We start from the raw sequence: 26417 nt of genomic DNA on the forward strand, positions 1-26417 counted from the left end.
CTGACTACTGACTACTGACTACTGACTACTGACTACTGACTACTGACTACTGACTACTGACTACTGACTACTGACTACTGACGAAGCAAAAACCAAGCACTCATAACCTCTAAACTCTATGGCCCTAACAACTTATCTTGAAGCAATCCGACAGGGAATTTTTGAAGAAATGCGACGCGACTCCAGTGTGTTTTGTCTTGGGGAAGACGTCGCTGTGTATGGTGGGGCGTTCAAGGTCACGGCTGGACTGCTGGAAGAATTTGGTCCAGACCGGATGATTGACACGCCGATTGCCGAAGCCGCCATTGTCGGCGCCGCTTGTGGCGCCGCCCTGATGGGCATGCGTCCCATTGCTGAAATGCAGTTCATTGACTTCATTTCGTGTGGATTTGACATGCTGACCAACTATGCGGCGACCAGTCGCTATCGCCAGGGACTGGGGATCCCGATTGTGGTGCGCGGCCCATGTGGCGCCGGTGTGAGAGGTGGCCCGTTCCACTCGCTCAACCCGGAAGCCTTTTTTATGAACACGCCAGGGTTGAAAATGGTGACTCCGGCCACCGCGTATGATGCCAAAGGGCTGATCAAAGCGGCGGTTCGGGATGATGATCCGGTGCTGTTTTTTGAGCACAAATTTTTATACCGGCGCATCAAGGAGGATCTCCCCGAAGAGGAATATATCGTTCCGATTGGGAAAGCGCTGACCCGTCGGGAAGGCGAGGATCTGTCAATCATTACCTATGGATCAATGGTCCACACGGCACTCGAAGCCGCCCAAATCCTGCAGGCAGAAGATGATCTGGAAGTCGAAGTTGTTGATCTCCGGTCATTGCTGCCATATGACAAAGAGGCCATTCTGGCAACAGTCAAGAAGACCAATAAAGTGATTTTGCTGCATGAGGCAACGCTGACCGGCGGGATTGCGGGTGAGTTTGCTGCCTTTATTGCTGAACACGCCTTTGAATATCTTGATGGCCCGATTGTCCGCATTGGGTCAATTGACACGCCAACACCTTATAGCCCCCCATTGGAAGATTTCTTTTTACCGAATGTTCCAAAAGTGGTGGCGGCAGCCCGAAAGCTGGCAGCTTACTAGGCAAAAGAAACAGGGCTGAGGGCTTGGGGCTGAGGGCTGAGGAACCAATAACTTTCGAAGAATCAGGCACCAGAACCCACGCACTCGCCCAGGCATTTTTTCACGTCTGTTTTCAATCATCGTTGTAGAAAGGTGAACCGCAATGAGTACTGATGTCGTGATGCCTCAGATGGGCGAATCCATCGCCGAAGGCACGATTGTGAAGTGGATTAAAAAGATCGGCGACAGCGTCGAGCGCGATGAACCAATTTTTGAAATTTCAACCGATAAAGTTGACGCTGAAATTCCATCCCCGGTGGCGGGTGTGCTGCTGGAAATCCTGGTGACCGAAGGCCAGACTGTGCCGATTAACACAGTTGTCGCTCGACTCGGTGATGCCTCTGAAGTTGGTGCCGCGGCACCCGCCGCGGCACCGGAACCGGCCCCAGCGGTGGAACCAGTGGCCGCTCCGGAACCAGCACCAGTTGTGATCGAAGCGCCGCCAGCTCCGGTCGTGGCTGAAGCGTCACCCGCTGCCCCGGTTGCTGAACCAGCCGAAGAGGAAGAAGATGTCGCCACCAGCGAAGAACAGCGCAAGGTGAAATCCTCACCGCTGGTTCGCAAAATTGCGCGTGAACACGGCGTTGATTTGACCCAGGTCACCGGCACCGGTTTGGGGGGGCGGGTGTCAAAAGAAGATATCCTGGCCTTTGTTGAGAGCCGGAAAGCTCCGGTTGCGGCACCTCCAGCCCCAGCCCCGGTTGTCGTGGCCCCGCCGCCACCCGTCATCGTGGCGCCGCCAGTTGTGGTGGCTCCGCCACCGCCGCCGCCCGCTCCAGCCGTCGTTTCTACCCCAACGGCTTATGGCGCCAGTGACCGGGTCGAAGTGGTGCCAATGTCACCGATGCGCAAGAAGATCGCCGAGCATATGATTCACAGCCGGCGGACTTCAGCCCACGTGCAGTCATTCTTTGAAGTTGACATGACGAATGTGGTCAAAATGCGCGAGCGCAATAAAGACAAGTTTGAGCAGCGCAATGGCACCAAGCTGACCATGACGACCTTTATTGTCAAAGCGGCGGTCGAAGGGTTGAAAGCCTTCCCGATTATGAATTCGTCGGTTGACGGCGATTACATCATCTATAAGAAGGACATCAACATCGGGGTGGCCGTGGCGTTGGATTGGGGGTTGATCGTTCCCGTGATCAAACATGCCGAGGAGAAAAACCTGCTCGGAATTGCCCGCACCCTCAACGATCTGGCTCATCGGGCCCGCAATAAACAACTCAAGCCGGATGAAGTCGCCGGCGGCACCTTTACCATCACCAATCCTGGAATTTATGGAAGTTTGATGGGCGCGCCGATTATCAATCAACCGCAGGTGGCCATCATGGGCGTTGGCGCCATCAACAAGCGTCCAGTCGTGATCAACGACGACGCCATTGTGATTCGGTCAATGGCCTATTTCTCAATTTCGTTTGATCATCGGGTAATTGATGGCGCTGTGGCCGATCAATTTATGGCCCACGTCAAAAAGACCCTGGAAAGCTTCCAGACAACTGAGCTTGAGTAACATCCAGCCAGGGGCTGAAACCAAGGGATGAGGGATGAAGGATGAGGGATGAAAGAAAGCAAATTCTTAGCCCTCAGCCCTAATCCCTCAGCCCCAAGTCTTCAGCCCCAAGCCTTCAGCCCCAAGGTCTTCAGCCCAGACACCGCACGTTTGATCCTTCCTCGATCCACACCACGCAATTTGTTCCTTCGAAGGTGGCTTATGTCAAAGCGACTTCATCAGGAAAAAGTATCGAAATCGGAATCACCCGCCAACCGGGTGACGCTGGCGGACTTCGAAGACCAGCTCACCCACCTTGGATTTTCTCCTGACGTGGCGCATCAGGTGTGCCAGTCATTTATGGAAGGACTCCGGAAGTCGTTGGTGCGGGGTGAGGAAGTGAAGCTCCGAGGATTCGGCAATTTCCGTCGAATGCGCCGAAAGCGAAAGGGAAGTGATCCCACAGCCGACGGTGGCGTCGCTGATCGCTATGCGTATTCCGTAAAATTTCGACCCAGTCGGCGGCTGATTGGGTTGCTGTATGGGAAGGACATTCCAGAAACCGGGGTTTTTCTCTCCCTTGACGAAGCCCTGCTCCAGTTTCTGGACCAACCCTCACCGAAACCAGAATCACCGAAACCGCCAAAGAAAAAACCAGTCAAGAAACTGGCGGCAGTTGACCCGGACAATGTTCCGCAGTTGCTGCCCAACATTACCCTGGTCCCGGCCCACGTCAGCGCACTCAATCGAACCGGCGAGATTGTTTTTGAACTCCCTTCGGTGGTTGAGTTTCCGGAACCTGATCCGGAGGCGGGGATGCCGCTGATTGAATTTAATCTTCCTCCTGGATTGAGTCCTGAGATTGATACTTCGTTTGAAGTTGAGTCCACGCTCAGACTTGGATCCCCACCCCCACCGCCAGGTTTTGTCGCCCCATCGTCCCCATTGCCCTCCATCGAAGAATTTACCGAGCCCGTGGTTGAAGATGACGAAGAACCGCGTGACCGGTCCCGGATGCCCCCCACGCCTGATGATTTGGAAGCCGCGGAAGGGATGGATTTCGAAACCCACTATGATTTGGGGATTTCCTACAAAGAAATGGGGTTGTACGATCAATCCGTTCGCGAACTCCATCGGGCGATTCAAAAAGTACCTCCGACTGATGAAGCCGGACGATATATGAGCTGTTGCACACTCCTCGGAATGTGTTACCGCGAAAAGCAGATGTATCTTCAGTCGGTGGATTGGTTCCAGCATGCCCTGACGCTGACGAAACCGGCTGATGCCAGTTATCTGGCCCTGCAGTATGAGCTTGGATTGACCTATGACCTGGCCGGTCAGACGTTTAATGCCCTGGCCGCCTTTTCTGAGGTGTATGCCCTGGACGTGAATTTTCGCGAGGTGGCCGAGAAGGTCCGATTCCTGCAAAACGAAGTGATTGTGCGGGCCGAGCGGATGCAAAAAATGATCCCGATTCATATTCGGGCCATTGCGTCCTCTGGCCAGCGAATTGACGAAGACACCTGGATTGTGAACATCAGCCGGCGTGGCGCCGGATTAAAAACAAATATCGAGCACGAATCCGGGTCCCTGATCGAAGTTGAATTTACTCAGGCTGGAAAGCGACACCTTGGGAAGGTTGTCTGGTGCGCTCCGTCAAAGGATCAGGACAGTTCCTATCGCATGGGAATTACCTTGATTACCGACGCAGAACTTGGTGTTGAGGATTGGCCTCGACCGATAGCACAGGGATGATTCAATCCAAAATGAATGGTGACGGTCATTTGGAACAACTTGACGGACAAACATCCGACACTGAGATGACAGTTGGCCAGCGGGCTGGCATGGGGAAGGGTCTGTCCCGAAGTGCGGGTGATCCATCCCGAAAAAGCAAACAGCAGGCCGATACCCTGGCTTCAATTTTGCTAGTGGTGGTGGTGGCAGTCTTTGTTTTTTTTATCACCCGTCGGCTGGAAACCATTTTGTCACCACTCGATGATGAATCAATGATTTTGCAATCGGCTCATAGTTTGTGGGGGGCGACTGGTGCCGGTGAGATGGTTTCCAGGCTTGGTTCCGGGACAAGCGAAAAATTATGGCTGGCGTTGCCGGGGCTATCAGTGTGCCTGGCGGTTTTTGGAAAGATTTGGGGGACCGGTCTTGAGCAAGCCCGGACCTTTAACGTCGTGGCTGCCTGTCTGGTCCTGACTGCTGTGTTTTTGATTGGACGCAAGCTGCACAGCCGTGCCGCCGGCCTGATTGCTGTTTTTATACTGGCGTTTGATGCCAATTTTTTCCACACTGCCCGCTTTCTGACGACCGATTTCCCCACGCTGGCCTGTACCTTAGCTGCCTTTTACTTTCATTTGCGATCTCAGTCGGCGGCAAAACCGGAGCGTGAATGGGCATGGGGGATCGGTGCCGGAATTCTCCTCATTCTGGCCCTCCTGATGCAGGTAGGGGCGGTATATGTCGTGGTGTTGATCCTGGCCTGGTCACTGGTGGAGCAAGGGACTGGGATTTTTCGCAGCCGTTCATTGGGTGCGTTGAGTATGGGGGCGGGAGCACTGGCTTTGCCGTGCGGCCTTTACCTGTGGGGCCATTATTCCGAATTAACAACCCAGTGGCATCCGGAAACGCTCTATTTCCGTGGGTTTGGAATCACGAATATCTTCAAAAACCTGTCAGGTGAGCACCTGCGATATGATCAGTGGGAAAGCGGAGTGTTAAAAATTGCCACGGAAGGTTTTTGGGCGGTCGGGTTGTTTCAATTGTTGATTGTCTTGAGCCTGGCATATTTGACTGTTCGCGTGGTGGTGGCCTTTACCCGCTCTCACGGGTGGCAGGAATTCACGGAAATGTTGCAGAGCATGACGCCCGAGGGTCAGACAATGGCCCAGGATCGGTCCCAGTTTTTTCACTTGGGACCCGATGAGCCGCGATACACCGGCTCGTTGCTCCGCTCGATGGCCCGTCAGGGAGGCTGGCGTCGCAAATTAACCGTTGCCCTTCACGAATTGGAAGAAGATTCCCGCCCGGTGACCACCTGGCTGGATGCACTTGGGGCGCCGTCTCATCCTGCCTGGCGTGCGTCACGAGCCGGTCTGCTCCTGATCTCAGTGCTCAGCGTGCTCTTCTTTGCCTTATTTGATGCCCAGAAAAGCGCCTTTCATCTGCCGTTTATCACCGTGTGGCTGGCCCTCTGTTGCGGCGTCGGGATTGTGGATGGAATTCGATGGGGCGTCGAACAACGGAAACGAAGCGCCCGACGGGTGCTCATGGGGCTTGGAGCACTGTTGCTGGTGATCATCCCAACGATTGGGTATGTCGGTTCGGCTTCCAGAGTCGTGTGGCGGTTTTACCGCTGGTCACGAACCTTTGAACCGGCCCCTTACGCAGATGTCACCCAGGTTTTGCGCACGATTGTTCCTCAGAATTTGCTGGTGGTGAGCCGTCCCGTTCACTGGTTATCCTTTCCGGATAATCCCAATTATGTCTGGGCCAGCAAAAAGGTCTGGAAAGACCAGGATATCACGAGCCTTCCATGTGTGTTGGTGGTGGATGACGAATTTATTGAGCGGGAAAATTTTAACCGGCTGTTTGCCAAGCAGGTCCCCAATTTCACCTTGCTGGCCGAACTGAGCGATACGCTGTATGGGAATATCAAGGTGTATTACACCGGTCTGGATGGCCGGTTTCAAAATCATACACCGGCGCACTACTACTTTATGGGCGGCTTTCATAAAGGGTATGCCCGAAAGGGATATTACAGCGAAGAACAGCGCCAGTCGGCCAAGGTGATTTGGCTGGCGGGGCCACCCGAACTGGAACGACTGGCCAGGGCTGGTACTCCGCCGGAAGCCAAGCCACCGTCGGTTCACCGGGATAACGAGCGGTCGTCTCTGCGCATCGTCACTGATCTATCGCTGTATAACACTCGGGTTCGCATTCCGATCCAAACTCAATTAAAGCCTTTTACTTTGTATCGGTTGCAAACAGCAGTCCGCGTGGCGGAGGGCGGTTGCCTGGTTGGTCCGCGAGATCAAACCGGACTGTGGCTGGCCGAGCCTCTGGCTGTTGGACCTGGGGAACAATATGTCCCAGTTGATATTGTGTTTGCCACCAATGCCCGTGGCGATGGCGAAATTGCCGTGAGCAACCGCCGCAACGTGCCTGGGAAATCATTGATTTACCTCAGTCAGGTTGAAATCAGAGAAATTGGAAAACGACCCTGATGGATGACAGGGTGACAGGGTGACAGGGTGACAGGGTGACAAGGTGACAGAATGACAGGGTGACAAGGTGACAGGGTGACAAGGTGATATTCTTCATTCTTTTGAAAACCCTGAACCCCAAACCCCGAACCCCGAACCCTGAACCCCGAACCTGAACCCCGAACCCCGAACCCTAAACCCCAAACCCTAAACCCCAAACCCCAGAGCTTATGACAATCAAATTTGGAACCGACGGCTGGCGCGGGCGCATCGCGCAGGAATTTACATTTGAAAACGTGGAAATTGTGGCTCAGGCCACGGCTGAGCAGTTTCTGGCGGATAACCCAACCCAATCGGAACAACTGGTTTTTGTTGGGCATGACCGCCGATTTTTGGGTGAAGATTTTGCCGCCCGAGTGGCCGAAGTGATGGTCGCGAATGGCTTTCGGGTGAAACTCTACGATACTGATGTCCCGACACCAATGGTTTCGTATGATTGCCACCACTTCAATGCTCGGGGTGGTGTGATCATTACGGCAAGTCACAACCCGCCCGAATTTTCCGGATTTAAAATCAAATTACCGTTTGGCGGATCAGCCTTGCCAGCCTATACCAATCAGGTCGAAGCCCGGCTTGGGGACAACCCTCCAAAACGGGTGTTGCTGCGCGAAGCCCTGGCCGATGGTCGGATCGAGCGGGTTCCGCCGTCTGAAGCCTATATCAAACGGGTGCCGGAAATTGTTGATCTGGAACAGTTAAAAGCCCAGGATCTGGAAGTGATTGTTGATTCAATGCATGGCACGGGCGGGCATTATTTGGAAAACTTCCTGAGTGGCGGAAAGCTCCGAGTGACAACCATTCGCGGAGACCGGGATGTCTACTTTGGCGGCATCCATCCAGAGCCGATGATGCCCCAACTCCAACCACTGGCCGATGAAATCGTCCGCCGAGGGGCCTTTGTCGGGCTGGCCACTGATGGAGATGCTGACCGGGTTGGTGCGGTGGATAATCTCGGAAACTATATGAACACCCACCGGTTGCTCGCGATTTTGACCCTCTATCTGGTGCGAAAGCGGAAGATGACCGGCGGTGTGGTGCGCACTATTTCACAAAGTGTGATCGTCAAACGGATTGCCGAAAAGTATGGACTGCCGCTCTACGAAGTCCCTGTCGGGTTTAAACACGTGGCCGAATTGATGCTCACTCACGACATTTTATGTGGCGGCGAAGAATCCAATGGACTTGGCTGCAAACTCCACATTCCGGAGCGTGATGGAATCTTCAGTGCCTTGTTGTGCTTTGAAGCCATGGTGGCATTTGGCAAAACTCCGTCCGAACTGGTGGCTGATATTCAGCAAGAATTTGGGACTTTTGAGTATGAGCGCATTGATGTGAAGGTAGACCACATTGAACAAGCCCATCGGATTTTGGCCCTGTTACGCAGCGACCCACCAACCTCGGTGGCGGGCTTCCCCGTGACTGAAGTCTCGCAACTGGACGGCGTGAAGATGATTTTGGAAGATGAAAGCTGGCTGCTCTTCCGGGGTTCGGGCACCGAGCCGATGCTGCGGGTTTATAGCGAAGCCACCAGCCGCGAAAAGCTGGAACAACTGCTTGGCTTTGGCCGGGAATTTGTCCGAAATAATCTGAAATAAAGAATGAAAAAAGTGGTTAGGGAGGGTTAAAAAACAACTTCCCGATTTTCATTTGGGTCGAAGCCATTTTCTTTTGAGTTCGGTGGTACTTTCCCTGACAAAAGCTCAGAACCCATTGAAGTCTTTGAATTTCTTTTTCGTGTATTTCGTGTATTTCGTGGTTTCCTGTTCTGAAATTGGATCTCTCCGGGTGACTTTCGATAAAAACGGGAAGTTGTATTTTTACAGTCCCTTAGTGGTGCGAATGAAGGGTTGGCAACAAGGACAGTTTTGAATCCGCGAAGCGGGTGACATTCTTAAAGCCTCGGGTGGAATAAGCGTCAGCGAATGGAATCCGTGGCGTCTATTACCGGGCAACGTACACTGGGCCGGGGAGGCATTCATTATTGCTGATTCTGTTTTCCACGGATTCCGCTACGCTCCACCCGAGGCTTTCACTCTTTCGCCCAGTTCCTGGGCTGAGACCCAAAAACGGCTTCAACTCTTAACTGGCACCACTAACCACTAACCACATTCTTCATTTTCTCTATACAAAATTGTATTACTGTGTTATTGTTTCGCGCGCTTAACCAGTAGCGCTCTCAACTGGTTCACATCCCAACAATTTCATCGTTCCAGGCCGAACTTTTGTTCTTGTAATACCATTTTGGAATGAAGCGGTCGTATTAGAAAACAGTCAAGTCATTCAATAAAATGAACTTAGTGAACTACTGACTACTGACTACTGACTACTGACTACAAACTGGTATAAGGAGACGTGTCTATGCCGCGAATTTGCCATTTTGAAATCCATGCCGAAAACCCCGAGCGAGCCATCACTTTTTACACCAGCGTGTTTGGCTGGAAATTCCAGCAGTGGGGAGACCAACCGTACTGGTTGATTGAAACCGGACCCAAAGGGCAATCAGGCATTGATGGTGGATTACTGCCCCGCCACGGAGCGCCGCCGGTTGGCGGTGAGCCTGTGAATGCCTTTGTCTGCACGGTTGATGTTGATAACCTGGATGCGTATAGTGCCAAAGTAACCGAACACGGTGCCACTCTGGCCGTCCCAAAAATGCCGATCCCGACGGTTGGCTGGCTGGCTTATTATAAAGACACCGAAGGCAATATTTTCGGGATGATGCAATCTGACCCCGAAGCCAAATAACCAGGCCAAACCACGGAACCAGGAAAAACTCCAGTTCTTCTTTTGAAAAGAGAGGGGCTAACCCTGGGAGATGGTGTTTCCTCTGGTTCTTTCTTGTGAAGCTGGAAATGTTTGTCTCAGATCCATTGGATATTGTTCCCTCTGGCCAGCGATGGGCAACTGCCCGGCTGGTCCGCAAAGGATTGTTGTTTCGTGAAGTGCAGGTGATGACCCAGGAAGGCGAATTTTTGGTCACCTATGATGGGCGCGGGGCAGGATATGAATCAGTCTCCATCAACCAGTGTTTGGCCCAGCGCCAATCTTCGATGGCCTGGTTCGCTCCGGAGTTCTTTTTTACCCTTGGAATGTCAAAAGCAATGCTCAAGGTGAGGGTCTGGCCATGGCTGGGCTTTCGCTCATTTAAGCTCTGGATTGATGGTGAATGTGTGTATGGGGAAGGCTGGGAGTGACAGGTGACAAAATGACAAGGTGACAGAATGACACAGTGACTGATTGACAAGGAACGCCGGTTTTCTTCATTCAACCACGTTGTCATTTTTTGCACTGTGATACTGCAAGAATGCCTGGGTCTCTTGTTTTCCAAGATACCGTTCCAGGTTTCGGCGAGGCGTTTGGGTGAGATCAACCAGAATCAATCCATCCAGTGCCTGATGAAAGCCTGGATCAACATTAAATCCGAGGAGCTTGCCACCCAGCTTTAAATACTGACGGACCAGAACTGGAACTCCCTTGTGATCAGGTTCAAGCTGGCTGATAAAGTCTGAAACAACATCAAGTGAACTCCCGATGGACTCAGCCCAAACAGCAAAATTTGAATTGCTGGTGATGGGTCGAAACGGATGTCGCGGCTGTATCAGGGGGAAAATTTCTGGGAGGCTTTCATGTCGGGTCAGGTAGTGAACCAGCATCTGGCGCGATATTTCAGTGTAGTCCTGACTCATACTGACAGCGCCAAGCAGATATTTGTACTGTGGATTCTGGCAAACAAACGCCCCAATCCCTTTCCAGAGCAGGAGTAACGGACTGAACGATTTCTGGTATTCCGGACGGACAAACGACCGGCCAAGCTCCAGCGCCTGAGGGAAATGCTGAAACAAGGTTTTTGAAAATCGAAACAGCGTCGAGGTGTACAGGCCCTTCACGCCCTTTGATTCAAGAATCTGATCAACTCTGGCCAGACGGTACGCGCCAACAACCTCGGATGTCCTTTGATTCCAGATAAATAAATGCGTGTAATGCTGGTCAAACCAATCCAGATCGAGTGCCAGTCCGGTGCCTTCGCCAGTCAGCCGAAACGTGAGTTCACGCAACCGGCCAATTTCTTGCATCACCCTGGGAATTTGGGCGAAAGGGGCCACATAGACGGCAAGTTCACCCGATTCGGCCAGCTTTTGGGATGTGTCAAGTTGATCAACTTCCAGGGCAAGCTGATCAGGAGCGAAACACTGGTTGGAAACTGGCCTGGGCTGGTGCTGAAACAACGACCACTGACTCAGTCCGGTGATCGAAGCCGGACGGAGTTGGTGTTTGAGGTGATAGGTCCGAAATCGAAGGTATTCAATCAGTTGCGAATCAGTTTCAAATCGGGTCAGGTGGTCAAATCCAATTGGTTTACCAATGGTGAACGATACTTCCGATTTTTGTTTGTTGAGGCATTCCCGTGGAAGGAGCAAGGTTCGGAGCCGCGGATGAGCCAATCCAGCCACTTGAAACAGTCCTGAATTGCGGCCTTCAAAAAAAACTGGGACGACTCCCGCTTCTGATTTGCGAACCAATCGGGCAATGGTTGGGCTCCAGGGCGGGTCTAAAACGGACCGCTGGTCAAGTGTGAGGTGCGAGACTTCACCCGCCGGGAACACAATCAACGCACCTCCATCCCGGACCCATTGAATCGCCTGCCGAAGCGGCGCCAGGTTGTGACGTGGAGAATCTGTCGATCCAAAAGGATCAACAAAAATGCAGTGTGACCGAATTGGGGCAAAAGTACTGAGCAATGAATTGGCCATCAATTTGGCATCTGGCCGCTGCTCAAAAACCTGGCTGCACAAAATCATGCCTTCAATGACACCAAAGGGATGGTTGGCGACAATCACCAGCGGGCCCGAAGGTAAAACTACAGATTGGGCCGAAGTGGCCTGATACTGAATCTTGAGCTGTGACAGTGCCTGATCGAAAAAATCTTTGGCGGAAACTTCAGGAGTGGCGGTCAGAATATGCTGGTAGTGATCAAAAATCTGATCCAGCGCAAGGACTTTTTTAAACAAACCACTCAGTGCGGGGGGCACGAGTGTGGAAACAGGTGGTGAGGGGAAGGCTTCAATTCGGGAAGCAAAGCTTGATGGGCGACTGCTCACAGGCAAGATCCTCCGGCTTGGGCATTCAACTTTGAAACCAATGCCGAGTGTGACCTGAAAGCGTTACACCTCTGAGGCTGAACCTTTAAGTTTGTGTGAGGTTGGTGTTACGGAATGAAGAATGAAAAAAATATTTAGTGGTTAGTGGTTAGTGGTTAGAACTCAATACTTTCCAAGAACCAGGAACCAACCGCTAACCACATTCTTCATTCTTCGTCAGGTGATGACGCGCAGATAGCTCCAGCCGCCGGTCAAAAGGTCTTCTTCAGAAAGACCGTCTTCGGCGCTGCCAGGAATGACAAAAACACCGTCGGCCAGAATGGTTTCAGGATCTAAGTACAACAATCCATCGAGCAAACTGCGGAGGGTTTCGCGCCGCCAGTAGAGTGTTTCTTCTGAAACATTCGCTGGTGGGTAGGGCTCGGTGAGGTGGAAAATCAGCGTCACCGCAACATAGTCTTTGGACTTTGAGAGGCGGCGCATGCCGTCTACGTCGTGGTCGAGTTCTTCGTGTTCAGTCGCGGTGTTGGCGGAAAGCTCAGTCGCCCAGGTATTAAATTCGGTTTCAGATTCCGTGTGGTCAGTTTTGTAATCCCAGAAAAGCTGGCTCCAATAGGGCTCCTGTTCCATCAGGAGTGCGATAATGCGTTTGATGTATCGCCGTTTCGCTTCAACATCTTCCAGCGTTCCATCCGGATCAGAAATCACACGGGCGAATTTGGCCCGGAGGGTGTCTTCGCCAAAGGCGCGAATCACGACTTGAATGCCAAGAAAGTAGCTTTGTTCGCCACCGCCAAAAATACGAGAAAACCAGGATCGTCGAGTCATAATTTTGAGGGTTCAGGGTTCAGGGTTCAGGGTTCAGGGAAAATACAACTCTTTCAGCGAGTTCGCCTTTTTACCACAGCGGCCATAGTGGTTCACAGCGGCAAATTGAGTTTCCATGGATGACTTTCACCATTTGGAGATTTCCCAGGTGACGCTTTTTCCTGAGCCGGATGATTGATCAGGCTCAGGAAAAGCTGCCAGACAGGTTGGAGGTTGAATAGGGCTTGCCGAAAATTGACGTTTTGATCAAGATCTGAATTGGCAAACCTTTTAGAATCAAAGAATACCTGGACTTCGAAATTGACCGATGGAACTACCCGTTCCACCCAGCAATTGACCTGTCCCTGCCGGTAACGGGAGAGCCAGAAGGCGATTGTTCCCTGTATCGCTGACAAACAGAATGCTGGTGTTGGCCAGTGGTCCAGTGATAAAGAAAGCTGGTTTGATACCTTCGGGGAGTCGCACCTGATTCAAGCCATTGCCAGTGCTGGCCAGGATGGTGGCTGTTCCTCCGCCAGACGGGATCATCTGAATCCGGTTATTCATCGTGTCGGCGACATAGATATTGCCGGCAAAGTCGGTGGCAACGCCTTTCGGACCTCTCACCTGACCGGGTGAAGTCCCTGCGATGGCAATAATGGTAGCCGTGGGCGAGGTGGTTGGGGTGGAGATTCGCTGAATTCGGTTGTTGATTGTGTCGGCAACAATCAGGTCACCGGTAATTGTGATGGTCAAGCCTGACGGTCCCCGGACCTGACCGGTAGCGCTTCCTGATGCTGCCACGACCAATGGAATGCCCGGTGTCCCTCCAATAAAACAGAGCACCCGGTTGTTGCCAGTGTCGGCGACAAAACAATTACCTTCAGCATCCAGTACCACTCCCTGAGGGGCCTTGACCTGAGATGAACTGGTGAGAACTGACCAGCTTTGTCCGCCATCGGTTGATTTCTGAACCCGATTGTTCCCCGTGTCAGCAACAAAAATGGTGAGGCCATCGGGACTGATGGCTGTACTCTTGGGATTTCGGAATTTTCCAGGTGTTGATCCGACGCCAAAGCCGACCAGTGAGAAGTTCTGACCATCAAAGCTCTGAACCCGATTGTTAAGCGTGTCAGCAACCAGCAGGCCATTATTGGAAGCTTCAGTGAAGGATGCTGAGAGGGAGACAAAAACATCAGATCCAGGGTTGAGGTGGTTGAATATCAGATTGGTTGCATTGCCTGAAAAGGCCGCCGCCCGGCCATCGCTGCTGATAGTGGGTGGGCGGAAGCCACCACTGTCGCTATCACCCGTGATCAAAGGGGATGCGGTGGTGTGAGAAACAAGGGTTGTTTCACCCACGAGCCGGTCAAAAATGAAAATATCCGACACCCCGTTTACATCGGTTAACCCGGATACCAGATCTGTTGCCTGGCTCCGAAAAACAATAAACTGCCCGGAAGCGCTGACACCTGGTCCATCTGACTGGAAATTTCCTGTTGTTGTCATCGAACCGTTTGAACCGCTGACCAGTCGAGTTGTTCCCGCAATCAGGTCAAACAAAAAGATATCGGTAAAACCATTCGGGTCGGTTTGGCCAGTGACAAGATTGGTTGCCTGGGATTGAAAGACGATAAACTGCCCGGTAGCGCTGATGACTGGCATTTCAGAGGATCCATCTCCAGTCATGGTTGTTGATCCGTTGACTCCACTGACCAGCCGTAGCAGCCCATTGGTTTGGTTAAATACAAACACATCATTTCCAACCAGGTTGAAATCTGTCTGTCCAGTAACCAGGTTGTCAGCCGTGCTTTGGAAGGCAATAAATTTTCCATCAGCACTAATGACCGGGTTGAGTGAGCTTCCATTTCCGGTTGTGGTTGGTGACGCCGGCACATGACTGGCCAGTTGGGTAAGTCCAGTCGTTTGGTTGAAGACAAAGATATCGAAACTTCCAATGGAATCAATTTGCCCAGTGACGAGGTCATCAGCGAGGCTTTCAAAGGTAATGATATTTCCATCAGCACTGATAGATGGATTTTGGGAAACTGCATTTCCGGTCACTGTGCTTGACCCTCCCGCGCTGCTTACCAGGCGGGTTGTCCCTGTATTCAGGTTAAAAAGAAATACGTCATTGCCAAAGGTATCACTCTGTCCAACCACAAGATTGGTGGAAGAGCTTTCAAAGGCAATGAATTGCCCGCCAGCACTTATAACTGCCTGTGGGCCGGAGCCTGCATCACCAGTGAGCGTGGTTGATCCATTGACACCGCTGACGAGGCGTGTGGCACCTGTTATCTGGTCAAACAGGAACACATCATAGTTGGCGTTTGTATCGGTTTGGTTGGTGACCAGATTGGTGCTGGTGCTGTAAAAGACGATATAGCGTCCGTCAGCGCTTTGGGACAACCCAATTGAGTCGCCGTCGCCAGTGGTAGTTACAGAACCATTGATTCCACTTGCGAGCCTGGTTGTATTGGTAACACGATCATAAATAAACACATCATTGGAATTGTTGGTGTCTATCTGACCAGGAACCAGGTTTGTCGCAAGGCTTGAAAAGATCGTAAACCGACCATCCTGGTTCAAGGTGGTTTTTCCTACCAAACCACTGTCGCCGATTGCCACCATTCCAGCCGTTGCCGCTGAGGCAATCATCACTGAAGTGTTAATGTGGGACTGAGGTTGGATCGTGAGCCGATTTTTGGTTTCAACCGAGCCAGTCTTTACGGTGATTTGGGGGAATGCTCCAGCTTGAGCAATGCCAAAAAAGCTGAACTGTCCAGTTACAAATTGAAAAAGAACTCCAATTGTCAAAGCACAAAACAGGCTCTGACGGAAATGTTTGTCAAAGTACATACAGATTCCTCAAAAATTTTCTATTTTTTGCGAACCGGCGAACCATACACCCGAGGAAACGGAATAACCGTTTACAACACTCCAGCCGAGATCCAGCCCAATACAGGTTTTTCTGCTCCAGGCATTATTTTGCAAGAGCAAAAGCACTGGCAGACAGGTTCTGGTCAAAAGATTGGAAGCTAGTTTTCAGGAACGGGTTCGATGGGATACTGGCTGGAGTTAAGAGGATGGAAAGAAAAATTTTTCCAACGGTGACACAACTACGGGGCAGAAAATACAATTGGATGACTTGATTGGTCAGAAACTCTGGATGATGGTGTGCTGGCAAAAAAGAATGACCGCCGTCAGTTATTGAAAGCAACAAAATCGCTGACCAAAAGTGGTTAAGGATGTCGTTGTGCCTGTAAATCCACAACTGAATCGAAAAGGAATGTAGCCTATGAACCCCAAACACCTGATTTGGATTGGAATTGGATTGAGCCTGGTCGTGGGGCTGACATTTGGCACGCCAACTGAATGTGCATCGCCTGGAAAACCATGGAAACAAACAAATTCTGCCTGGACAGTGGTACCCGATACCGGGTTTTCAGTTCCTGGAGCGACCCCCAATGTGGGCTGGGTTGATAACCAGGTGTGGCTGGTTGTTGGGACACGGGAAGGGCAGCGGCTGTACCGGTCAACTGACGGCACCAATAAAACCCAGGCTGAACCCATTGGTGGGCTGAATGTTTCGCTCACCGGCACCGATTTTGTCCCGACTGAAACCGTGCCTCGGGAAGCCGCCGATGGCACCAACGAACTGTATGTACTGGGGCTTGGGCGACCAGAGACGAACTCGGCTGTTCTGTTTCGGTTGCGTGACACTGGGCAGGGGCAGTTTGTCAGGTCACCGGAAGCCGCCGTGTATCGGGGTTCTGAGGCTGATAAAAATTTTATCGGAGTTCCAGACGTCTATCCGGCCCCAGATGGCTCGCTCCGGCTGGTTTATGTGGCGCGAGGTTCGTCAGTGAATTCCAACACCGCGCTTTCCACCGATGGCGGTGCCTCATTTCAATTCGAATTCAATAACCCATTTCAAGACTATGGATTGCCGTTGTCAGCCCAGACCAACAACGTGGATCCCGCCGTGGTCAAACTGGCCAGCGGCAGCTATCTGGCCGTCACGATGCGGGCGACCAAATTGTATCTGTTCAGCAGTTTGAACGGGCGCGAGTTCACGCCCGTGGATATGCCTGCACTTGAAGGCTCACTCTTTGGCAGTGCCTCGCTGGGGTTTTTTGACCCGACACTGGTGCAACTTCCGGATGGGAAAGTTCTGATGTTTGTCACCCTGGGAGATTTTCGGTCGCCGGGAAATGAAAAAGTGGTGCGATTTGTCCTGACTCAAAATCAGTCCAGTTCCTTGCCGCCACAGGTTCAGGTCCTTTCGCCCAACGGCGGCGAGAAAGTCAGGGCGGGGCAAAGCCTGCAAATTCAGTGGCAGGCAACCGATGACACGGTGCTTGCCAGCCACGACATCATGCTTTCGACGGATGCCGGCGCCAGTTTCCCAACCGTGCTGGTCAGTGGGTTACCAGCCGATGCACGTGAATTTGTATTTGTCGTTCCTACCAATCAGTCGAAGACCAAAACCGCCCGCATCCGGGTTGTTTCAGTGGATACCGACGGGAATCGCGGTCAGGATGAAAGCGACGGGAATTTTCGGATTGCGAAAAAACGGGGCTGAAGAAGGCGGGCTTGGGGCTGAAGACTCGCAAGCTCGGGGCTGAAGAGGTTGGGTCAGTATTCAACCCGTTTTCTTCAGCCCCCAGCCCTGAGCCCGAAGTCTTCAGCCCTCATCCTCAGCTTCCCGAATATCCGCCCCGTCCAAACGAGCCGGACCGGTTGGGTGAATAATATCCAGAGCGTCCAGCCCTGGTTCCAGCCAGTCCGCCTGATGGGTTGACGCGAACGGTGGTTCGTCCAAACCCGCTTGGTTTGGCTCTCCCAACCCCATAATTTGACCCAAGTCGTGAGCCGGCAAACATGGTGGGTCGCCGAACCGGCGCATATGTCGGCGGGGCGACCGGTGGGCGAAGGTTCGGTGTCGCTCGTGGCAACGTCCGGGCGTAGGCTGGCGTGGGTACATACAATGGATAGACCAGGAAAAAGAACCCGTGGCTGGTCGGCGCGCCGCCATAGTAATAATGCCGTTCTGCCACGGTTTGTTTTGACCCATCCGGCAGTTGTTTGACCACCTGTTCGTCAAGCGGGGTGAAATCAGACAGCGGCAACATGGCGATGGTCAGTCCGTTGTCTTTGAAGTCCACAAACTCTTCGTTCAGGTCGTCAAGTTCCGTGGTTCGGGTTCGGTCCGGCGTGAGATAGACCAGCGATTTGATGCCGTTTTCCTTTAACTTCTGGGCTGACGGCACTTTGGCCAGATAGCGATTGTCAAACTGGGTGTCGGCGTCTTTGTAGGGGGCCAGCCGGTTGGAATCGAGCAAAAACACCACCGGAGCATCTGCCGGAAGTGCCGCCTGTTTGGTCTGGATTTCCCTGGCGTAATAGAGCATCGCACCCAGAGTTTCGTGCGAAGGGGTGACTCCAAGTGGATGCGGAAAATTGTCAAACGTCGTCACCAGGCGGGCTTTGTCGGCCAGTCCGGCGCCAAATGCGACGGCATCCCGTCCCGGCAGGTCGGCAATCAGGGCCGTTTCATTTCGGTTTTGGGCGTTTTCCAGAAAATCCTTCCCGATGGTTTGACCGCGCTGGTAGCTTTCTTCCATGTCGGGAGTTGAAATCGGGTGCAACTGCCCCCGGAGCGTGTCAAATTTGAGCGACTGGATCAGCGTCGGCACAAAAAACGGCGCCCAGGCTGGCGACGCTGGTTGAAAAGCGCCCAGCATGGCATTGAAGTCAAGATAGTGCTTCCACTCCTCGGTTTTGAGTGAGTCCTGGAGCTGGATTCCCGTCAAGGTCAATGGTTTATCTTCCGAGCCAAGATTCCAGCCATGTTTTTGCTGCAATGCCAGCGAGTCATCATCAATTTCACTGGTGTCATCACGAAGCAGCCAGTACGCTCCAACTCCCGTCAGCCCCAGTGCGGCAACGCTGCCACCAATGATGAATTTTCGACGTGAGGTGGACCACCAGCCTTGTGATTGACCGTCAGGAAGTTGCTGGCGGCGGCGAAAAACTCGACCAAAGGCTCCTGGTCCGGATGAAGATTGATTGTCGTCTGCCACGATTGACATTACTCCTCTGGGGAAAGAAACGTTGGCACTGTCAAAGCTGAGTATTCAGTGCTTTGGGATGAGAGTCTTGTAAAATACCCACTGGCGCTGCCTCCGATCAAGTACACTCCGTAGTTTGGGATCCGTCCCAGATCATCGCACTGTGCCTCAAAAAACCGCTGGGCCACAAAATGCTGAGGAATTGCCAGATCCAGCGACCTTTGCCAGGTTTCGGGTGACACAAACGGCCCGCAAATCGTTTCGGCGCCTTCACAGCCATAATCACTTTTCAGAACCCATTGCGATTGTTCTTTCCGAAGTCGGTCAATCGAAAAATAGCTCAGCCGATGGGTTTCCGGCAGGTAGGTCCGGATCCACGCCTGAGCCGTTTCTGAAAAGAGCGACCGGTATTCCCAAAAGAACGCCAGTGAGAGTTTATTTTGGGTGATGACCGAGCCGAGCGGATTGACCAGCGTGACTTCGCCAGCCATTTCAGCCGAAATGAGCATTCCAAGCGGTTCAAACAGCGGTTCCGGGTCGGGGAAGTCTTCGGCATCAGCCCACACGGGGTCCCGTTCACCCCACCAGTCGGTTTTGTAATGTCGGATGATCAGGTCAACCGGATGCCCCAGAACTTCAAGTCCACGCCGGGTTCGGCGTAGATTAAACGGAGAGCCAGTGACGACGTTGATCCCGGCGGCCTGGAGCCAGCGCGTATAGAGCAGAATCATTGACAGGTCTTCAGTCAGTTCGGTTGGATAGATAATTGCGACCGATGACAGAGGCTGGTCGGTGCGTTTGGCGTGGCTTTCACGCAGCATCCGCAGAAAGCTGGCTTCAAACCGGGTATTGGGATCAATCACCGTACCGTGGGCAGCGTGCAAAAGTTGATTGAGCAAGACGGCTTCGGGTTCGCCGGAGGGGGTATCGCTGTTGAGTTCACAACATTGAATTTGGCCGTTGGGGAGCACAAACAAATCGGCGCGGGCAATGCCGTGCCAGAGTCCGCCGGATGATTCCCACATGGCCTGCTGAAATGGGGTCAGTTCATAGAAATCACTCATTAAGGTTGGGCGGTGAAGCAGGATTTCAACCAGTTCCTGATGAAGATAGGCCACGCCTTCGGCAGCTTCATCGAGGGCATCAGCCTGGTTCTGAGACAGGATAACCCCTTGTAATGAAAAGCGTTCACGGCCATCAATCCAGGGATCGGACAGAATTCCGGTGTTGTAAATGGCCTGGGCAAAATCGAAGTAGGTTGGAAAACTGAGTGGTAAGGGTGAAAGTTGAATCATAAGGCAAATCAGTCAATCGTGGGGTGTCAGTCATTCCTAAAGTTTTATTGAGTCGGGGCTTAAACAATCTGCAACAGCAAAAAAATGAATGGGACGTACCAGAGGCCGAATCTATCATCTGGTGAATGAAAGAAACAAATTGCATTCTGACCAGATCTCTTCAGAATATGAATCCAGAGGGTATCCTTAACTGATGTACCGTGTTCAGAGTTCCGTTTTCAGATGAGTACTGGTTGGATGGGAAGGTTTTTTTGACAGGAGCTTGTTATGGGGGAAAAGGAAATGAAAAACACATATCTGGAGCAGGTCAAAGCCGAACAGCAGCAAGTCGAAGTGGATTTACGCGCCAAGCGTGGGCGTCAACCGGAAATGGCCGTTCCCAATCGAGCCGCCATGGCGGCATCGCTCGCCCCGCAGGGAATGGCCGGCCCACCGGCTGATTTTGAGATGGCCTTCGTCCAGTCAGCACCGGTATTGGCCCCCGCGCTGGATGTCCGCGTGGTTGGGTTTTGGCGCTGGAAGACGGTGATTGTCCCGCCCAATGCCTACGTGGTGCACACCCGCCGGGGCTACCCCGACCCGTTGCACATCGGACTTGGCATTTCCTTTGGTTTCAATCCGTATTCTGATTCCTATCTGGTCGTGCCGTCGGCGATGCAGACGATTTTGATCAATGCCAATTGTATCTGCCGCGAATTGCAAGGGTTGCTGGTCCAGGGCTATGTCCAGTGGATCATCGGTGATTTTGCCACGGCCTACAAAAAGCTGGATTTTTCCGATCTGGTTGACCCCATGCGGATTGTCAACGTGCAGTTGCGCGAACAGGCCGAAGCGGCCATCAAAGACAAAGTCGCGACCATGAGCATTGACGATGTGCTGTCAGACAAACAGCCGATTATCCAGGAATTGACGGCTCGACTCCGGCAAGTGGCTGAAGGGGAAGGGGATAGCGATAGCGGATTGGGATTGCGGATTGTCACGGTTCAAATCAAGGAAGCCGTGGTGAGTTCAACGCGCCTCTGGGAAAACCTCCAGGAACCATTTCGCGCCGACCGTGCCCGGATTGCCAACCTGGCCAAACTCGAAGCCGAATCAGTCATTAAGGCCGAAGAACTCAAACACGAGCAAACGCGCTCTGTGACGGAAATGGAAAGCAAGAGCGAACTGGCGCGGATTCGAGCGGCCAAGGAAGCCGAAGTCTTTGACCGCGAACAGGCCGAAAAAGCCCGCCGCCACCAGAAAGAACAGGAAGTCGCGCGGGCGACGCTCCTGGAACGCAACATCACGCTCAAGCAGGAACAAAAATCAAAGCGCGAACTTGAAGAAGCCACGATTGAGAATTCAATTGCTCTGGCTAAAGCCAATGCCAAACTCGAACAGGAACGGCTGGACCACGAATTTGCCCGCGAACGAATGAAGCTCACTGAGATGTTGACCCGCCGGGACACCGAGTTTCACAACGCCCTGGCGCAGCAAGCCGCTCAAAACGAAGCCAAAAACAAACAGGCCCGACACGAACTGGACCTGAAATCAGCGGCACAAGACATTGAGAACAACCTCTCCGATGCGTTCTTGCACCGGGAATTGATCCACAGGCTGCCCGAAATGCTGGAGCACCTGCCCAAACCGGACGAATTGCGATCAGTTTCGATTGGTTCGAGCACGGATGGCGCCGCCGGACAATCGCTGGTGTCGTTTGTCGGCCAAATCCTGAGTCTGGCCGAAGCCTTTGGCTTCACGCGGAATCGTTCGACGCCGCACCCGATGGCCGACCAGCTTGCCAACCCCGAATCGGAAGAATAGCTTGGGGAAAAGTTGAGAAATCAAACTTTCGCTTGCTGAATCTGGCGAGTTATCCGGCCCAGGGATTCGTTGGCTTCAGATCAATATCCACTATCACAAGTTCACCCTGGGTCAGGTCATCGGTCAGTGCCGCTTTGGCCTTGGAAACGGCGATTTCTTTGGTTTCTGCTTCAATGTGGAAGTCAGGAAAACCAGGGGCTGATAAGTACCTTGCCATAAGTTTCCTGAGATATTGGATTGGGTAAGTGTTTGATTCTTTTCGTGTAGTTCGTGTGTTTCGTGGTTTAAAATGTCTGGAAATTTTCGGTAAGGTACTTAAGTCCTTTGGTTCGTGATGAGGAAGTTTCCAAAATCAATGTCATCACGGGATTTGTGACAGGAACAATTTTTTTTCCACAAACTGAGTTGAAACTGGAATCTTTGTGTTCCGTCAAGAACACTGGCTATTGCATTACTTTGCTACTTCACTCTTTTTGCTATTTCGCTCTTTCACTTCCTACTGCTTTTTCGGTGCCGGATTTTGCTCCAGGTAGGTTCGGGCGCCGTTCAAGGCTTCCTGAGCAACGGCGTAGGCCGTCGTCATGGCGCGGTCTTCGTCACGGGTCAGGGTGTCGCCATAAGACTTTCGGAGCAACAATAACCGGTTCATCTGTGCTTCCAGGCCGTTCTTTAAGAGTCCAACCGCTTTGTTGAGCAAGGCATTTTTGGGATCGCGGTCAAAGGCGTCATCGAGTTTGTCTTCGAGTTCTTCGATGACGTGCTGGTAGTTGGCCAGGAGTTCGGCCCGTGTTCCAGTCGGCGGCGGCCCCCATTTTTCGGCTTCCTCGGCCCGTTTGGCCTGTTCTTTTTTGGCTTTCTTTGGATCGGTCGGAAGAGGCGCTTCGGCTTTGCTCGGGTCAGCCAGAACCTCCAGGGCTTTTAAGCGGCGGTCGGCGATTTTGAGAAAAACTTCGGTGCGCCGGTCAATTTCCTGGGCTTCACGGACCAGGTCGGCTTCCTGTGGATTGAGGTGGTCGTGGTGTTTTTGGGTCGGGGTGGCAAGAGGCAGGCACAAAGCCAGAACGCAAAATAGAACGTGGAGCATACGTGAGTCCTTCGAAGGTGTGAGTGGTATTACCATTGTGCAATGACGTGCTTGTATTAGAAAATAGTCAAGTGATTCAATCAAATGAACTGAGCGAACTACTGACTACTGACTGCTGACTACAAACTGGTATGATAAATTGAAGATACCACACGAGAGTCTTCCGCACTGCAATGTGTTGCCCATCAGATCGGTTGACCTGAAATTCAAAACTGTAAAAACCTACCATCAGAAAAAAAGCACTTCACTCCAGTCGAAAAGCCAGCATCGTTTTCAAGGTTTTGAAACTCTCAGTCTAAATCCACGTGAAAAATAATACTTCAGCACTTTAAGCCTGTCTGGTGTCTCCGCCTGAGTGTCATGCCTCGCGAAAGGCTCAAGTCTCACGCTTCCGTGAACCTTGGGAATGATCAACTGTCGGTGTTTTATCATTCAAAGGGCCGATGTATGTTTAAAAAAGTGTTATTTGGGTTGTGTTTTGTTTGTCTGTCAGGCGCGATGTCCCTGACCGGACAAATCATCAGTAAACCGTCTCCACCAGTACTGAATGGAATGCCTCAAGGGAGAAACTCCCCGCTCGCTTCCAATGTCGTTATCCCTCAAGTTTCCCGTGTATTTAACACCGCCTCGGGTGAATATTCGCCCGTTGAAATCAGCGAAGTACAGGCTGATATTGGCTTGATTGAACAAATTGCCGCCACCACCTTGACCATAACACTCAAAAATATTAGTTCCACGCCACAACAAACTGAGCTGGTGGTTCCAGTTCCGGACGGTGCGGTTGTTCGGTCGTTAAGTATCGAACCTGCCGAAAAAAATACCTCTTCCACGGCAGAACCACCCAAAACATTGACCGGTAAAGTCTTGCCGTTGGAAGAAGCCAAATCTCTGTACACGGCAATCGTCAACAAAATGAAAGACCCGGCACTGGTCGAGTTTGCCGGGTACAATTTGATTCGGTCAAATGTGTTTCCAGTTCCGGCAAATGGGAGTGTGAAACTGAAACTGGTGTTTGAAAACGTGCTGAAAGCTGAAGGGAACCGTGTGGATTATATTTTGCCTCGTAGTGAGCGAATTGATGCGGCTGAAATTCCCTGGAAACTCAAGGCGGTAATCCAGTCCCGACGAACCATTGTCACCGTGTATTCGCCGTCACATTACCTTACAACCGAACAGCCGGAACCGGGCGTGGTTGTGGCTCAAACCATTGGTGACGGCAAGGGTGCGCCGGGTCCGTTTCGACTGTCATATCTCCTTGAAGGAGAGGGACTTTCCGCCACGTCCCTTGCCTATCCAAATCCAAATGGGCAAGGTGGCTATTTTATGTTGTTGGGTGGGATTCCGATCACGGCCAAATCAAAAGCCCATGAACATGCACCTGCGTTGACCAAGGAAATCACGTTTGTCCTGGATCGCTCAGGCAGCATGGCCGGTCAAAAAATTGAGCAAGCCAAAGCCGCTGCGTTGCAAGTGCTGGAGTCCATTCCAATGGGTGAGCCCTTCAACATCGTTGATTTTTCAGATCGGGTTGCTCAATTCAGTTCAAAACCAGTGGAGAAAACCGAAGAAACCGTACACCTGGCGCGACAATATATCTCAAGGATTCAGAGTAGTGGTGGAACCAACATTGACGGGGCGCTCCAAACAGCATTGAAACAACCTGTATCGGAAAAAATTTCACTTCCGGTTGTCCTGTTTTTGACTGATGGATGCCCAACATCGGGCGTAACCAGCGAAGTGGAAATTCGCCAAAATGCGCTTACCTCTAACCAGGCAAAACGCCGGATCTTTACCTTTGGTGTTGGCTATGATGTCAATTCTCCATTGCTTGACGGACTGGCCTCTGACTCAAGGGCTGCCACCACCTTTGTTCAACCCAATGAAGATGTCGAGGTCAAGGTGTCACAGTTGCTCAAGCGATTAGGAAGCCCGTTGATGGCAGATCCAAAGCTTGAAGTGTTCAGTGTCCGGGGTGATATCATGTCACAAAGCGTGCGGGAGATTTTCCCGGCCAAACTCAACGACATTTATGAAAATGATCAGTTGGTATTGATTGGAAAATACCAAACCAGCGGGCCACTGGTCTTTCGGGTGAGTGGAAATTATTTGGGTGCTCCGGAAGCATTCATTTTTAACTTTGGATTTGATCGAGCGAGTCGCCAAAATTCATTTATCCCACGGTTATGGGCCAGTCGAAAAATTGCCAGTCTGGTTCAAGATATCACCAAAGCTGGCGCCAACCCGGCGACGGCAGCCAAAGACCCACGATTGAAGGAATTGACAGACGAAATTGTCCGACTCTCGATGGAGTTTGGGATATTGACCGAATACACCGCGTTCCTGGCCACTGAAACCACCGATCTCACCCGACGGGAAGAAGTCTTGAACCGGGTTCAAAACGAACTGGTTCACAATGCTCAGCAAACCAGAACCGGGGTTGGAGGAATGACCCAGGTTGCCAACAATGTTTCTCAGCGGACGCAATCCACGTTGAACTACTCCAACGCCTATGTGACGCAGCAAAACGAGAGAACACAAATTCAAAACGTCAGGCAGGTTCACGATCAAACGCTGTTCCGACGTTCCAATGGTTGGGTTGATGCCCGGTTACTCAATATCAAAACGCTCAAAGCCGATCAGGTCATTGAATTCGGCACTCCAGAGTATTTTGGCCTGGTCGAAAAATTGAGCCGGGAGGGAAGGCAGGGACTGCTGGCTGACCCCAATGATGTCTTTTTGTCAGTGGAAGGGAAGGTCGTTCAGGTGAAAATGCCCGGTCAGAAAGGGAAGTAAGGGACTGTAAAAAACCAACTTCCCGTTTTCTTTTGGGAATCAGGTATTTGGATTGAGCATCCCGGAGGGCTGCAGTTCGGATAGCCGGTGGTTGCGAAGCTTTGTGAGCTACCACCGGGAACAGGTTCGTCCTCTCCAGTGCTCCCCCGCTTCGCCCGCGCCCCCGCAGGGGCGCGGGCGAAGCGGGGGAGCAACAAGGGGGGTAGCCTTTGGATCCGGTGGTAGGCCCAAAGCGGCCAACCGACCGGCTATCCGAACTGCAACGCTTCGCGGTGCAAGACCAAAACCTGGACGTGGCAGAACGCGCCCCAGGAACTTATTTTTTAACGCTCCCTAAGGCATTCAGGGTTCAGGGTCATAAGCGTATTTTCGCCAAGATAAGGAACTTTGAGCGTGTTTGAGACAAGGAGACAAGGGGACAAAGGGACAAAGGGACAAAGGGACAAGAAAAAACGGATGATCCCATTTCCCGCCCCCCAGCCGGGAGTCATTCCAGTTTGTAGCCGTTGATTTGATGTCTCCCTGTCTCCCTGTCTCCTTGTCTGGATCGGGTCCTTGTCT

Annotated in this window: 17 protein-coding genes; 10 read left to right on the forward strand and 7 right to left on the reverse strand. The window is 52.1% G+C overall.

What is annotated here, in order from left to right; all coding sequences use genetic code 11:
• Positions 1 to 118 precede the first annotated feature (118 nt).
• The 7 genes from HY774_14095 to HY774_14125 all read left to right on the forward strand — a co-directional run bounded on the left by HY774_14095 (position 119) and on the right by HY774_14125 (position 10095).
• Positions 119 to 1096, forward strand: a complete 978-nt coding sequence (locus tag HY774_14095) for an alpha-ketoacid dehydrogenase subunit beta (GenBank protein ID MBI4749615.1) — start codon at positions 119 to 121, stop codon at positions 1094 to 1096.
• A gap of 142 nt (positions 1097 to 1238) precedes the next feature.
• Complete coding sequence (locus tag HY774_14100) at positions 1239 to 2648, forward strand: 2-oxo acid dehydrogenase subunit E2 (GenBank protein ID MBI4749616.1); 1410 nt, start codon at positions 1239 to 1241, stop codon at positions 2646 to 2648.
• 201 nt (positions 2649 to 2849) lie between these two features.
• Positions 2850 to 4382, forward strand: coding sequence for an HU family DNA-binding protein (locus HY774_14105; protein MBI4749617.1), 1533 nt, complete (start codon positions 2850 to 2852; stop codon positions 4380 to 4382).
• The gene (locus HY774_14110) at positions 4379 to 6862 is read left to right on the forward strand and encodes a glycosyltransferase family 39 protein (protein ID MBI4749618.1); all 2484 of its coding nucleotides are present in this window, start codon (positions 4379 to 4381) and stop codon (positions 6860 to 6862) included. The genes HY774_14105 and HY774_14110 overlap by 4 nt, the downstream gene beginning before the upstream one ends.
• Positions 6863 to 7071: 209 nt before the next feature.
• Positions 7072 to 8496, forward strand: a complete 1425-nt coding sequence (locus HY774_14115) for a phosphoglucomutase/phosphomannomutase family protein (GenBank protein ID MBI4749619.1) — start codon at positions 7072 to 7074, stop codon at positions 8494 to 8496.
• Positions 8497 to 9259: 763 nt separating this feature from the next.
• Positions 9260 to 9646 (forward strand): VOC family protein, encoded by a 387-nt coding sequence (locus tag HY774_14120; protein ID MBI4749620.1) that lies wholly within the window; start codon positions 9260 to 9262, stop codon positions 9644 to 9646.
• 107 nt (positions 9647 to 9753) lie between these two features.
• Positions 9754 to 10095 carry a hypothetical protein gene (locus HY774_14125; protein MBI4749621.1) on the forward strand — a complete coding sequence of 114 codons (342 nt, stop codon included), beginning with the start codon at positions 9754 to 9756 and terminating at the stop codon, positions 10093 to 10095.
• Positions 10096 to 10161: 66 nt separating this feature from the next.
• On the opposite strand, the gene HY774_14130 is transcribed toward HY774_14125, so the two are convergent.
• The 3 genes from HY774_14130 to HY774_14140 all read right to left on the reverse strand — a co-directional run bounded on the left by HY774_14130 (position 10162) and on the right by HY774_14140 (position 15666).
• Entirely contained in the window at positions 10162 to 12000 is a 1839-nt protein-coding gene (locus HY774_14130) for a lysophospholipid acyltransferase family protein (GenBank protein ID MBI4749622.1), read from the reverse strand.
• A 216-nt stretch (positions 12001 to 12216) separates the two neighbouring features.
• Positions 12217 to 12828 carry a DUF1517 domain-containing protein gene (locus HY774_14135; protein ID MBI4749623.1) on the reverse strand — a complete coding sequence of 204 codons (612 nt, stop codon included), beginning with the start codon at positions 12826 to 12828 and terminating at the stop codon, positions 12217 to 12219.
• Positions 12829 to 13104: 276 nt separating this feature from the next.
• Positions 13105 to 15666, reverse strand: a complete 2562-nt coding sequence (locus tag HY774_14140; protein ID MBI4749624.1) for a PD40 domain-containing protein — start codon at positions 15664 to 15666, stop codon at positions 13105 to 13107.
• Between the two features lie 439 nt (positions 15667 to 16105).
• On the opposite strand from HY774_14140, the gene HY774_14145 reads away from it, so the two are divergent.
• The gene (locus tag HY774_14145; GenBank protein MBI4749625.1) at positions 16106 to 17392 is read left to right on the forward strand and encodes a hypothetical protein; all 1287 of its coding nucleotides are present in this window, start codon (positions 16106 to 16108) and stop codon (positions 17390 to 17392) included.
• Between the two features lie 115 nt (positions 17393 to 17507).
• On the opposite strand, the gene HY774_14150 is transcribed toward HY774_14145, so the two are convergent.
• Both HY774_14150 and HY774_14155 read right to left on the reverse strand, forming a co-directional pair.
• Complete coding sequence (locus tag HY774_14150; protein ID MBI4749626.1) at positions 17508 to 18902, reverse strand: hypothetical protein; 1395 nt, start codon at positions 18900 to 18902, stop codon at positions 17508 to 17510.
• Positions 18902 to 20176 (reverse strand): glutathionylspermidine synthase family protein, encoded by a 1275-nt coding sequence (locus tag HY774_14155; protein MBI4749627.1) that lies wholly within the window; start codon positions 20174 to 20176, stop codon positions 18902 to 18904. The genes HY774_14150 and HY774_14155 overlap by 1 nt, the downstream gene beginning before the upstream one ends.
• Before the next feature lie 267 nt (positions 20177 to 20443).
• Between HY774_14155 and HY774_14160 the strand changes: the two genes are divergently transcribed.
• Complete coding sequence (locus HY774_14160; protein MBI4749628.1) at positions 20444 to 21979, forward strand: hypothetical protein; 1536 nt, start codon at positions 20444 to 20446, stop codon at positions 21977 to 21979.
• A 49-nt stretch (positions 21980 to 22028) separates the two neighbouring features.
• On the opposite strand, the gene HY774_14165 is transcribed toward HY774_14160, so the two are convergent.
• Both HY774_14165 and HY774_14170 read right to left on the reverse strand, forming a co-directional pair.
• Positions 22029 to 22196 carry a hypothetical protein gene (locus HY774_14165; protein MBI4749629.1) on the reverse strand — a complete coding sequence of 56 codons (168 nt, stop codon included), beginning with the start codon at positions 22194 to 22196 and terminating at the stop codon, positions 22029 to 22031.
• Positions 22197 to 22475: 279 nt separating this feature from the next.
• Positions 22476 to 23063, reverse strand: a complete 588-nt coding sequence (locus tag HY774_14170) for a hypothetical protein (protein MBI4749630.1) — start codon at positions 23061 to 23063, stop codon at positions 22476 to 22478.
• Positions 23064 to 23510: 447 nt separating this feature from the next.
• On the opposite strand from HY774_14170, the gene HY774_14175 reads away from it, so the two are divergent.
• Positions 23511 to 25856, forward strand: a complete 2346-nt coding sequence (locus HY774_14175) for a VWA domain-containing protein (protein ID MBI4749631.1) — start codon at positions 23511 to 23513, stop codon at positions 25854 to 25856.
• Positions 25857 to 26417: the final 561 nt, after the last annotated feature.

Source organism: Acidobacteriota bacterium, from assembly GCA_016208495.1.
Lineage (GTDB): Bacteria > Acidobacteriota > Blastocatellia > Chloracidobacteriales > Chloracidobacteriaceae > JACQXX01.